We start from the raw sequence: 12,272 nt of genomic DNA, 5'->3' as shown, positions 1-12,272 counted from the left end.
GGGATGCTGTGGCGGCTGTGTGGGAGCTGTATTTTGCGACTACGCCATTGCCGCCATGCGTGACGCCGGTCAGCTAAACGACTTCACCAGCGAATCCAGCAAGACCTTGGGTGAGTGGTCGTGGCGCGTGACGGGCGGCACAGCGCGTTGCACTTTCAGCAGTTGGTACACCGCCATCTGTGCCGCGCGCACCGAATACTCCACGGTAAACACCACGTCGTCGGGAATTTCGACAAACTGGCTCACAAAAGCCAGATTGTGCGAGCAAACTGGCACGGGTAAGGGGCGGTCGGACTTGGCACGAGGCATGAACATGCTGGTGATGTAGGGCATGCGGCAGGGCACGCAGTTGGCTCCGGTCAAAACCTCTGGGTCGAAGTTCAGATGGCCGCGCAACTCTTGCAGTATCTCTGCACCGCTGCACTCGCTCATGGGTTTGGCGACAAAGTCGCCGATGCGGTCGGGCTGCAGTGCGTAGCCCCAGAATACCTGCTGGCCCGCTGGCTGGTTGCGAAAGTGCGGCTGGTGGTAGAGCACGATAGACATCTGCCAACGTGAGTCCTTGAAGGTCACGAGCCCTCCCGTGCCAGCGGTATTGCCTGAAAAAGCCTCCATGCGGTCAAAGAAGGCGGGTTGTGTGCAGGTCACTGTAAACGAGGCCCAGTAGGATTCGCTGATATTGCTGTTGAAAGCCGCCGGGTTGCCAAACTCGGGCCGGCCGCGGGCAATTTTTTCCCACAATGTCCAACCATGGCTATCCGCCTTGGTGAGCCTGGGGGCTGACGCATCCATGGAGCCTGTGCTGGAGGCATCGGTCATTGATGCATTCTGGAAAAACACCAGATCATCGGGCCCGACGGCCAGCTGCTGCACGCCTTGGGTATTGCGCAGTGTCATGCCTTGCACGTGGACCTTGCCCGCTGCATCGTGCAGGTCGAAGTCGGTGACGGTCGTGCCATGCTCGAAGCGCACACCTTGTTTGCGCAGCCAGGCCACCAGCGGCTGCACGATGGAGTCGTTCTGGTTGTAGACGGTGCGCTTTACGCCGGCCAGCGATGCCATGCGCGGGAACTCGTTCATAAAGCGGTGCAGATAGCGCTTGAGTTCAACGGCGCTATGCCAGGGTTGGAAGGCGAACGTGGTTTGCCACATCCACCAGAAATTGGTTTGAAAGAAGGGCGGCGAAAGCCAATCGGTGATGCGGCTTGTGCCGAGGGTCTCCTCGGAGGTTTCGGCCAGTCGTAGCAGCTCAATGCGGTCTGCGTTGCTGAAGCCCATGGAAGACACATCTTGCTTGAAGCGGTTGTGGTCTACCAAACGCGCCCGCGAGTGGGCAGGGTGCGCCTGATTGAAGCGCACGGTTTCGCTGTAGATCGATTCGCCCGGGTGATCGAGTGACGGTATCGTCTTCAATAAATCCCACAGGCATTCATAGTGGTCGGTGGTGAGCATGCGGCCGCCGCGCAGCGAGTAGCCCGACTCGGGCCTGAGTGCGGCATCCAGGCTACCGCCCAGCAGCGGGGTGCTCTCGAAGATGGTGATGCGGGAACCAGGGACTTTCGCATCGCGGACCATGAACGCGGCCCCGGCGAGAGAGCCGATACCGCCGCCGACAAAATATGCTTGCATACGCATGCTTCCTCTTTTGACAAGGAACCATGCTAGCCAGGCTGGGCGCCAGATCCATTGAGAAAGGTCAAGCAATACGATTGCCAATCATCTGCGTATTGGCAACTGAGGGTAAGCCGCTGTTTCTACTGGCTGGCCAGGTCGAATATTTTCGCCATGGGCACCCATTTTTCGCCCACTGGCGTCCAGGGTGTGGGGGCCTGGTAGGTCCACATCAGCTCTTCCCAGCGCACGATGGCTGGGTTGGTCAGAGATGCCTGCGCCATGCGCTCTGCGTTGTAGACCGCTGGGTCCACCTCCATCACCATGAAGAGGCGGGTACCCAGGCGGTAAATCTCCATGCCCAGCACGCCCTGGGTGCGCAAGTGTGCGTGGGCTTCTGGCCAGATTTTTACGTGGGCACGTTCGTACTCGGCAATACGCTCGGCATCGTCCACCAGGTCCAGTGCCAGGGCGTAGCGCATGCTTACAGCTTGTGCGTCAGCAATGCGTACTGGCCGTCGGGCTCGGAGGAGACGACCTGGAACTGTGCAACGGTTCCCACCAGATCGCTGGCCTGGTTTTGCAGGCTACTGGCCGCTGCCGCCATCTGCTCTACCAGGGCCGCGTTTTGCTGCGTAACCTGGTCCATCTCGCGGATGGCTTCGCCGATTTGCGACACACCCTGGCTTTGCTGCGCGCTGGAGGCGCTGATTTCGGCCATGATGCCCGTGACTCTTTGGATGGCTGTCAAAACCTGCTCCATGGTGGCGCCGGCCTTGTCTGCCTGCTGGCTGCCTACTGCCACGCGCTCTACGCTGGAGCCGATCAGGCTTTTAATTTCCTTGGCGGCCTGGGCGGAGCGCCCGGCCAGCGAGCGCACTTCGGATGCCACCACGGCAAAGCCCCGGCCTTGCTCGCCGGCCCGCGCGGCTTCCACTGCCGCGTTCAGCGCCAGGATATTGGTCTGAAAGGCGATGCCATCGATCACGCCGATGATGTCCTCGATCTTGCGTGAGGCCGTGTTGATGCCGCGCATGGTCTCTACCACTTGGCCTACCACGGCACCGCCTTCCGAGGCGACAGTGGAGGCTTGCTGTGCCAGGCGATTGGCTTCGCGTGCGCCTTCGGCGTTTTGCTTGACGATGGAGTCCAGCTCTTCCATGGACGCCGAGGTTTCTTCGAGGGCGCTGGCTTGCCGCTCGGTGCGGGTACTCAGGTCCTGGTTGCCTTTGGCTATTTCTGCACTGGCCATAGCGACCGATTCTGCTCCATTGCGCACGCTGACCACCACCTGCGTCAGGCTGGCCTGCATACCGTCCATGGCCGCCATCAGGCTGCGGGTATCTGTCGCCTGGACGGGGATGGCCTGGGTCAGGTCCCCGGCACCAATACGCACCGCCACTGAAGTGGCTTCCTTGGGTTCACCGCCCAGTTGTGACGACAGCAGGCGGACGATGCCAACTGATAGCACCAGGGCAATGACGATGCTGGCCACGCACACCGACAAGGATTGGATCAGGGCGGCCTGGTAGGCGTCACTGGAGCTTTTGAATGCGGTTGCGTTTTCCTGTTGCTGGTGCAGCATGCCCGCGTCCAGCGATTGCTGCCAGGCGTCTATCGCATTCCCTACGAGATCAAGTGTCTTGATGGCTTCGGAGTCCTTGTGTTCCTGCACGCTGGCATATAGGCTGGCAAGCAGTGGCGCCGACTTCTGAAAGGCCGCGTCCACCGTCTTCCAGGAGGCATCAATGTCCGCGCCCTGGCTGGAAGCATTCAGTCGCTGACGGATGGCTTGGTAGTGGTCCAGCTCGTTCTTGTAGGCTTTGATTTCCTCGGCAATCTCGGCGTCGCTGTTGAGCAAGATGATTTTGCGCACCGACAGGCTGATTTTTGCCACCGATTTGTAGAGGTCATATGCGATGGCAATCTGCACATTGTTGTGCTTTTCCATGGTTTCCAGATTCGCCTGCATTCTGCGCATCATCGTTGCATTCAGTGCGCTGGAGAGCAGGTACACCAGCAGCATCAGGCCAAATCCGGCGAACAGGATGTGGGAGATTTTCGCATTCGACACTTTCATGGCACAGGCTCCTTTGACCGCAGGTATCAGGACAGTGCTCTGTCCAGATGTGTGTAGCCGCCATCCACGAAAATCCATTGTCCGGTGGTGTGGGATGAGGCGTCGGACAGCAGGAAGACGGTCATGCGCGCAAGTTCCTCGGATGTGGTCATGCGGTGGCCCAGCGGAATTTTGGCCGTGATGGACGCCAGCTTTTCGGCTGCATTGTCAAAGCTGCTGATCCAGCGCTCGTATAGCGGCGTCATTACCTCGGCCGGAATGACCGCATTCACCCGTACGCCGTCGTTTAGCAAAGCGGCCGCCCATTCGCGCGTCAGCGATAGCTGCGCACCTTTCGACGCACAGTAGCCGCTGGTATTGCCCTGGCCGGTAATGGCAGTTTTGGACGACACGTTCACGATGGCGCCTTTGGATGCCTTTAGGTGCGGCACACAGTAGTGGGCCATCACGTAGTAATGGATCAGGTTGCGTTCCAGCGAGCCCACAAAGGCGTCTCGCCCGGCGTCCAGTCCGATGTTGTCGTTGATGCCTGCGTTGTTCACCAGTCCATCTAGTTGACCAAAGCGCTCCAGGGTTTGCGCGACCGCGTTCTTGCAGGCTGCGTCGTCGGATAGCTCTACCTGGAAGAATGCATGCGTGTGACCCTGCAGCTGCGCTGCAAAGTCGGCCGGCATGGGGCTTTTGCCGAAGATCACCGGAATGGCGCCTTCCTGTGCCAGCGTGAGTGATATGGCTGCGCCTATGCCGCTGGCGCCACCGGTCACGATGACTACCTTGTTTTTCAGATGCAAATCCATGTGCGTTCTTTATCCAGTTGTCGTTGGGCCGCTGCCGTGGTCCCTTGCTTGTGGGCTTTGGCTGCGGCAGGCATTGCGCTGCATCAGGCCGTGGTGCGGGCCTTGGGCTTGAATTGGTACTCTTGTAACGAGGCTGCCTTCATCTCGATGGAGAAGCCTGGCGCCTGGGGTGGCATATAGGCTGCGTTCTGGATCACGCAGGGCTCCAGGAAGTGCTCGTGCAGATGGTCTACATACTCGATGACACGTCCTTCGCGGGTGCCGGCGATACACAGGTAGTCGATCATGGACAGGTGCTGCACGTATTCACACAGGCCTACGCCACCTGCGTGTGGGCACACTGGCAAGTTGTACTTGGCCGCCATCAACATCACGGCCAGGATTTCGTTCACACCGCCCAGGCGGCAGGAGTCGATCTGTACCACGTCGATGGCGCCGCGCATGATGAGCTGCTTGAAGATGACGCGGTTCTGGCACATCTCGCCGGTGGCGACCTTGACCGGGTGCACGCCTTCGCGGATCACGCGGTGGCCTTCGATGTCGTCTGGGCTGGTCGGCTCTTCAATGAACCAGGGTTTGGCAAATGCCAGTTCGCGTACCCATTCCACGGCCTGATTGACTTCCCAGACCTGGTTGGCGTCAATCATCAGGTGGCGGTCTGGTCCCAGCGCTTCGCGGGCAATACGCAGGCGGCGAATGTCGTCGGCCTTGTCGCGGCCTACTTTCAGCTTGATGTGGTTGAAGCCTGCGTCGGTGGCCTCTTTGCACAGGCGGCGCAGCTTGTCATCGTCATAGCCCAGCCAGCCGGCCGAGGTGGTGTAGCAGGGGTAACCTTCACGCTCCAGCGTGGCCCAGCGTTCTTCCTTGCCCTCAGCTTGTTTCTTCAACAGCGTCAGCGCTTCTTCGGGTGTGATGCAGTCGGTGATGTAGCGGAAGTCGATCAGTTTGACCAACTCCTCGGGACTCATGCGCGAGACCAGTTTCCATACCGGCACGCCTTCTTGCTTGGCCCACAGGTCCCAGACCGCGTTGACCACGGCACCGGTGGCCAGGTGGATGGCGCCCTTGTCCGGGCCAATCCAGCGCAGCTGGCTGTCGGAGGTGATGTAGCGCCAGAAGCGGCCCATGTCCTCGGCGACCCAGTCCATGTCCAGGCCCACCACCAGATGCCGCATGGCCTCAATGGCGGCGCAGCAGATTTCGTTACCACGGCCAATGGTGAAGGTCAGGCCGTGGCCTTCCAGGCCGGGTTGGTCGGTTTCCAGAATCACATAGGCCGCGGAATAGTCCGGGTCCGGATTCATGGCATCGGAGCCATCCAGGTGTTGCGAGGTGGGGAAGCGCACGTCCAGGACGCGCAGATTGGTGACTTTGCTCATGTCAGGCTTGTACGGTGACTTGTGTTTGGGTGCCCAGGCCATCAATGCCCAGGTGGATGGATTGCCCAGCGCGTAGATACACGGGAGGCTTCTGCCCCATGCCTACGCCGGGTGGGGTGCCCGTGGAAATCACGTCGCCGGGCTGCAGACTCATGAAGCGACTCAGGTAGGCAATCAAAAACTGCACGCCGTAGACCATGGTCGATGTGCTGCCGTTCTGGTAGCGCTTGCCGTCCACTTCCAGCCACATCTTCAGGGCCTGTGGGTCAGGTACTTCATCTGCTGTGACCAACCAGGGGCCGATGGGGCCGAAGGTGTCGCAACCTTTGCCTTTGTCCCAGGTGCCGCTGCGGTCCAGTTGGTATTCGCGCTCGGACACGTCGTTGACCACGCAATAGCCGGCCACGTGCGACAGGGCATCCGCTGCGCTGATGTAGCGACCGCCTTGGCCTATGACGACGCCCAGCTCGACTTCCCAATCTGTCTTGACCGAGCCGCGCGGAATCTCCACCTGGTCATTCGGTCCGACGATGGCGCTGGTCCATTTGTTGAATACCACGGGTTCCGGTGGTACTTGCATGCCGCTTTCGGCTGCATGGTCTGAGTAGTTCAGGCCAATGCATATGAACTTGCCTACGCTGCCCACGCAGGGGCCCAGGCGTAGGTCTTTTTGGGGCATACCCGCTACCAAGGGCAGGCTGTCCAGGTTCACGCCACGTAGACGCGCCAGGCTTTCGGGCAGCAAGGCTGCATCTGCGACATCGGCGATCACGCCCGACAGATCGCGCACACGGCCTTGGCTGTCCAATACGCCAGGCTTTTCCTGGCCTGGCAATCCGTAGCGTAAAAGTTTCACTGTGCTTCCTTTGCAGTCAAAAAAATGGGCAAGGGATGCCCCCGCATCCGCTTGCCCACAGACGAATCAATCGTAAAGAACGGCCGCGATCTTGGCGTCTTTCATATTGCTCTTGTCGTAGTAGTAGAAGCCGGTGTCGATGATCTTCGGCAGCTTCTCGCCCTTGAGCGCCTTCACGGCTGCTTCCACCGTCTTGTAGCCAATACCCACCGGGTTTTGCGTGATGGCGCCAGCGATGGTGCCGTCGTTGATCATGTCTTTCTGGGCCTTGCCCGAGTCAAAGCCGATGATGATCACGCCGGTTTTCTTGGCCTCTTTCAGGCCCTTGCCGGCACCGATGGCCGAACCTTCGTTGGTGCCGAAGATGCCCTTCAGCTGGGGATGGGCTTGCAGCAATGTCTTGGCGATTTCAGCCGACTTGAGGTGGTCGCCACCGCCGTACTGGATGTCCACTACTTTGATCTTGGGGTACTTGGCCTTGATCTGGTCCACAAAACCGTCGCGTCGGCCGGTGCCGGTGGTGCTGGTCTGGTCGTGGCCAATCACGGCGACTTCGCCTTCGCCGCCAATCTTTTCGGCCATCTTGTCGGCCGCCAGCGCCGCAGCGGCTTTGCTGTCGGTCTGTGCCGTGGTCAGCGCGATGTCGCTGTCGACTCCCGAGTCAAATGCGATCACCGGAATCTTGGCAGCCTGGGCCTTTTTCAGCAATGGAATGGCGGCCTTACTGTCCAGTGCGGCAAAACCAATGGCTGCTGGCTTCTTGGCCAGTGCGGCAGACAGCATGTCGATTTGCTTGTCCACCTGTTGCTCTGTTTCCGGGCCTTCGAAGGTGACCTTCACCTTGTAATCCTTGCCGGCCTGGTCTGCGCCCTGTTTGACTGCTTGCCAGAACTGGTGCTGGAAGCCCTTGGAGATCAGGGGGATGTAGATTTCCTGGGCCGATGCGAAGCTGCTGAAGCCAGCCAATGCCAAGCCAGCGGTCAATGCGAGCAGTTTTCTCTTTGCGTTCATGGTTTGTCTCCTGATGGAACGGTGTGGTTGTAAAAATGAATGAAGCGAAACGAAACGGTGTCCAGTACAAGCCGGGCGTAAGGTCGGTGGTGGGTGTCGGGCAATCTCCTTATTTCTTGTTGCGCCGCAGGTTATCGGTGTAGACGGCCAAAATGATGATCAGTCCAGTCAGCACCATCTGCCATTCCTGGGCGACCGACATGATGCGCAAGCCATTGATGAGCACGCTCATGATGAAGGCGCCGATGATGGTGCCCAGAATCGTGCCCACACCACCGCTGAGCGAGGTGCCGCCAATTACAACGGCAGCAATTGCATCCAGTTCATAGCCTTGGCCCAGCGCGGGTTGCGCCGAGTTGAGGCGGGATGCAATCAGCAGGCCGGCAATCCCGCAGATACCGCCACTGAACGTGTAGATGATGACCTTCCAGCGGTCCACATTCACGCCGGACAAACGTACGGCTTCTTCGTTGCTGCCCAGGGCAAAGGTGTAGCGGCCCAGGGCGGTCTTGTTCAGTATCACGGCGCACACGATTGCCACCAGAAACATGATCAACACGCCATTCGGAATCGGCAGGCTGGGGATCAGGTCGCCGATCAGCGAGCCCAGCGCGATCTGGTCAAAACCCTCCACATCATTGAAGTAGATGGGGCGGGTGTGGGTGATGATCAGCGACACGCCTTTGAGCAGCATCATCATGCCCAGCGTGGCAATAAAAGGAGGCACTTTGAGCTTGGTGATGGCCAGACCTGAAATACAGCCTGATAAGGCGCCCATGGCCAGAGCGCACAGAATGCCCAGCGGTAGGGGCATGCCCAGGTTGACCAGAAATATGCCGGCCATCACGGCGCAAAAGGTCATCAGCACGCCGACCGACAGGTCGATGCCCGAGGTAATGATGATGAACGTGCTGGCGATGGCCAGCACCCCAATGACCGTGGTGGACTGCAGAATCCCGATGATGTTGTCCTGCGTCATGAAGGCATCGGGTTTGAGGGCCGTGAAGATGGCCAGCAGTGCAATCAGGCTGGCAAACGCCAGCAGCTTTTGTTTGGCTTGTCCGCCCGTGAGGCGTGCCAACCAGGATGCAGAGGAAGTGGGTTCAGACATGGATGGACCTGGTTTTTATGAATCGGTGGTTGGTCAGTGCAATACGGCTTGGGCGCTGGCATCCGTCTCGCGTCTTGTGGCCAGTGCCATCAGGCTTTCCTGGGTGGCCTCGTCACCGCGTACTTCGCCGGTAATGCGGCCCTCGCACATCACCAGCACACGGTGGCTCAGTAGCAGCACCTCGGGTAGCTCGCTGGAGATCACCACAATCGCGCGGCCCTGGGCTGCCAGCTCGTTGAGCAGCTTGTAAATTTCGCTTTTGGCGCCTACATCGATGCCGCGCGTGGGTTCGTCAAAAATCAGTATTTCGCAGTCTTGCACCAGCCATTTGGCGATCACCACCTTCTGTTGGTTGCCGCCCGATAGCAGCTTGGCGGTTTGTGTGATGGACGGGGTTTTGATGCGCAGCTTCTCGACCATCTGCTGTGAAATGCTGCGGATGGCCGACTGGTTGAGAAATACGCCCCATTTCAGCCAGCGGCGCAGGCTGGGCAGGGTGATGTTGGCGGCTACGTCCATGCCGGTGGCCAAGCCAAAGTGCTTGCGGTCTTCGGACAAATAGCCAATGCCGGCCTGTACCCCGTCTTCCGGCGAGTTCAGGCGGATGGCTTGGCCGCGCACCCGCACCTCGCCCGAATCGATGGGGTCTGCGCCAAACACCGCGCGGGCGACCTCGGTGCGCCCGGCACCCATGAGGCCGGCGAAGCCGACGATTTCTCCGCGGCGCACGTTGAAGCTCACATCGCGTATTACCCGGCCACGGTTCAGGCCGCGCACATCCAGCAGCACCTCGTTGGCGCTGGTATCGGGGATGCTTTTTTCGGCTTGCTCGAGGTTGCGGCCGACCATCATGGCGATCACCTGCGACATGGGGGTGGCCGCGGGCACAGTGTTGATATATGTGCCGTCGCGCATCACGGTGATGCGGTCGGCGATGCGCTGGATCTCGTCCATCTTGTGCGAGATATAGACAATGCCCACGCCCTCGCTTTTGAGCTGGCGGATGATGCGGAACAGCTCGTCAATCTCCGCATTGTTCAGTGCGGCGGTGGGCTCGTCCATGATCAGCACGCGCGATTTATGGGATAGCGCCTTGGCAATCTCCACCATTTGCTGTTTGGCCACCGTCAGCTCGCCAATCGGTGTGGTCGGTGCCAGCGCCAGGTTCATACGGCTGAACAGCGCTTGCGTATCCTGGTTGAGCTTGTTCTCGTCCAGGAAAAGTCCGGCAGCCTTGCGCGGTTCGCGGCCCAGGTAGATGTTTTGTGCGGCGGTCAGGTGGCCCATCAGGTGCAGCTCCTGGTGGATGATGCCAATCGCCAGAGATTGCGCGTGTGCCGGGCTCTGTATGTCTACCGGCTTGCCGTCCAGCAGCATTTCACCGCTGTCCTTGCTGTAAACGCCGGCCAGAATTTTCATCAGCGTGGATTTGCCCGCGCCGTTTTCTCCCATCAGGGCATGCACTTCACCCGCCAGCAGGTCGAAGCGCACATTGTCCAGTGCCTTGACCCCCGGGAAGGATTTGCTGAGATTGTTGACGGAAACCAGAGGTGTCACGGTATGCCTTGCTGCGTGGCCGAGGGTGTAGACACCCGATTTAAATGGTTACGCCGCCATCTACCAGCAGGGTTTGCCCTGTGACGAAGCGCGATTCATCGCTGGCCAGGTAGACCACCGTGGGCGTGATGTCGTCCACGCTGGCCAAGCGCCCCATGGGCTGGCGGGCTACAAAGTCTTTTTCGGCCTGTACCGGGTCGGCTGCGCTGGCGATCCGACCGCGCAGCGACGGCGTGTCCACCGTGCCGGGGCAGAGTGCATTGGCGCGCAAACCGGCTTTCACATAGTCGGCTGCCAGTGATTTGGTGAGGCCGATCACTGCCGCCTTGGTGGTGCCATAGGCGCAGCGGTTGGCAAAGCCCTTGATGCTGGACGCCATGGAAGCCATGTTGATGATGGACACGCTGCCCTGTGTGGCTTCGGCCTTGGCCAGCATGGCAGGCAGAAAGGCGCGCGTCATGCGGAACATGCTCTTCACATTCAGGTCGAAGCTCAGGTCCCAGTCGGCTTCGGTGCATTCCAGCATGCTGCCATTGGCCACCATACCGGCGCAGTTGAACAGGGCGTCCAGCGGCGGTGTGCGGGCGGCCAGCGCGGTCACGGCGGCATCGCTGCGTACGTCCAGCAGTTCTATCTGGATGCTGCTGTGTTCGGCTGCCAGGCTGTCCAGCAGGGCCTGGTTGATGTCCGTGGCAATCACGCGGGCGCCCTCGGCCGCACACGCCAGAGCACTGGCACGCCCTATGCCTTGCGCTGCTGCGGTAATCAGCACGGTTTTGCCTTGCAGTCTGCCTTGACCCATTTTTCGCTCCATTTTATTTAATTCAAATATGAACAAACAATTCATATATGAAGAATAATGATAGGCATGTTACGCCTCGGCAGCCCTGGTAGTTTCCCTAGGGCTTGTGGCGTCTGCTATAAAAACCGTCAGCCCATGTAAAGATCACCCCATGTCCGCCACAGCAAGCAAACCCCGCGGCCGCCGTCCCAAAGTCGAAGAAGTCCCAGATGCAGGCCCGGGCGCCGACGAGCGCTACCGCGCGCCCGCACTGGACAAGGGCCTGGATATTCTGGAGTTGCTGGCTACCCAGCCGCATGGTCTCACGCGCGCTGAAATCGTGAAAGAAATGGACCGCAGTGCCAGTGAGATTTACCGCATGCTGGAGCGGCTGGTCGTGCGCCAGTACGTGATGCGCACGCCCTCGGGCGACCGTTACGCCCTGAGCCTGAAACTGTTTGCCCTGGCGAACATGCACCCGCCGCTAAGCCGTCTGATCAACCAGGCCTTGCCCATCATGGACGACTTCACCCGCCGCGCCGAGCAGTCTTGCCACATGGGGGTGTACGACCGGGGCAATGTGCTCATCAGCGCGCAAATCAACAGTCCCAGCGGCTGGAGCTTTGCCGTGCAGCGCGGCGCGCGCGTGGGCCTGCTGGACACGGCTTCCGGCCATTTGCTGCTGGCCTACGCGGACGAGGGACGTTTCAAGGCCATGCTGGCCGAGCATACTCCGTTGGATGGAGAGGTGCCCATCTCTGCGGACAACCTGGCGCAGACCTTGGCTGCCATCCGCGAACGGGGCTATCTGGAGCGCGAAAGCGCCCAGTCCTTCGGCGTGGTGGATATTTCTTTCCCTATCCTGGGGCCTGACCACACCGCGCTGGCCACGCTGACATGTCCGTACATCCGCCGAATCGACCGCCACGTAGGCCCTGGTCTGGATGATGTGCGCGAATATTTGCGCGAGGCCGCCCAGGCCTTGTCGTTCACCCAGGGCATGGTGCGTTAGTGGGTTTTTTAAGGCAATAACCCCTGGTCTCGCTGCGTGTCGGGCGCTCCCTACAATGGTCCGCCTTACCCATCCGA

General features: G+C 60.0%; 11 protein-coding genes. 1 reads left to right on the top strand and 10 read right to left on the bottom strand.

The annotated features are described in order from the left end of the window. Positions 1 to 69: 69 nt before the first annotated feature. The 10 genes from AC07O2_RS01750 to AC07O2_RS01705 all read right to left on the bottom strand — a co-directional run bounded on the left by AC07O2_RS01750 (position 70) and on the right by AC07O2_RS01705 (position 11,204). Positions 70 to 1,629 (bottom strand): oleate hydratase, encoded by a 1,560-nt coding sequence (locus tag AC07O2_RS01750; protein WP_495074017.1) that lies wholly within the window; start codon positions 1,627 to 1,629, stop codon positions 70 to 72. Between the two features lie 125 nt (positions 1,630 to 1,754). Further along, a complete protein-coding gene (locus AC07O2_RS01745; protein ID WP_495074016.1) occupies positions 1,755 to 2,093 on the bottom strand; it encodes an L-rhamnose mutarotase in 339 nt (112 codons plus the stop codon). Positions 2,094 to 2,095: 2 nt separating this feature from the next. Beyond that, positions 2,096 to 3,691, bottom strand: coding sequence for a methyl-accepting chemotaxis protein (locus AC07O2_RS01740; RefSeq protein ID WP_495074015.1), 1,596 nt, complete (start codon positions 3,689 to 3,691; stop codon positions 2,096 to 2,098). A 26-nt stretch (positions 3,692 to 3,717) separates the two neighbouring features. Further along, the gene (locus AC07O2_RS01735) at positions 3,718 to 4,488 is read right to left on the bottom strand and encodes an SDR family oxidoreductase (protein ID WP_495074014.1); all 771 of its coding nucleotides are present in this window, start codon (positions 4,486 to 4,488) and stop codon (positions 3,718 to 3,720) included. Positions 4,489 to 4,571: 83 nt separating this feature from the next. Further along, positions 4,572 to 5,867 (bottom strand): L-fuconate dehydratase, encoded by a 1,296-nt coding sequence (locus tag AC07O2_RS01730; RefSeq protein ID WP_495074013.1) that lies wholly within the window; start codon positions 5,865 to 5,867, stop codon positions 4,572 to 4,574. Position 5,868: 1 nt separating this feature from the next. Then, a complete protein-coding gene (locus tag AC07O2_RS01725) occupies positions 5,869 to 6,723 on the bottom strand; it encodes a fumarylacetoacetate hydrolase family protein (RefSeq protein WP_495074012.1) in 855 nt (284 codons plus the stop codon). 66 nt (positions 6,724 to 6,789) lie between these two features. Next, a complete protein-coding gene (locus tag AC07O2_RS01720; protein ID WP_495074011.1) occupies positions 6,790 to 7,734 on the bottom strand; it encodes an ABC transporter substrate-binding protein in 945 nt (314 codons plus the stop codon). A 109-nt stretch (positions 7,735 to 7,843) separates the two neighbouring features. Next, positions 7,844 to 8,845, bottom strand: a complete 1,002-nt coding sequence (locus AC07O2_RS01715; protein WP_495074010.1) for an ABC transporter permease — start codon at positions 8,843 to 8,845, stop codon at positions 7,844 to 7,846. Positions 8,846 to 8,878: 33 nt separating this feature from the next. Next, on the bottom strand, positions 8,879 to 10,402 hold the full coding sequence (locus AC07O2_RS01710) for a sugar ABC transporter ATP-binding protein (protein WP_495074009.1): 1,524 nt from the start codon (positions 10,400 to 10,402) through the stop codon (positions 8,879 to 8,881). Between the two features lie 40 nt (positions 10,403 to 10,442). Continuing rightward, positions 10,443 to 11,204, bottom strand: coding sequence for an SDR family oxidoreductase (locus AC07O2_RS01705; protein ID WP_495074008.1), 762 nt, complete (start codon positions 11,202 to 11,204; stop codon positions 10,443 to 10,445). Positions 11,205 to 11,355: 151 nt separating this feature from the next. On the opposite strand from AC07O2_RS01705, the gene AC07O2_RS01700 reads away from it, so the two are divergent. After that, positions 11,356 to 12,195 carry an IclR family transcriptional regulator gene (locus AC07O2_RS01700; RefSeq protein ID WP_495074007.1) on the top strand — a complete coding sequence of 280 codons (840 nt, stop codon included), beginning with the start codon at positions 11,356 to 11,358 and terminating at the stop codon, positions 12,193 to 12,195. Positions 12,196 to 12,272: the final 77 nt, after the last annotated feature.

Source organism: Rhodoferax sp. GW821-FHT10B06 (genome assembly GCF_059415605.1).
This window is presented reverse-complemented; position numbering and strand designations above follow the sequence as displayed.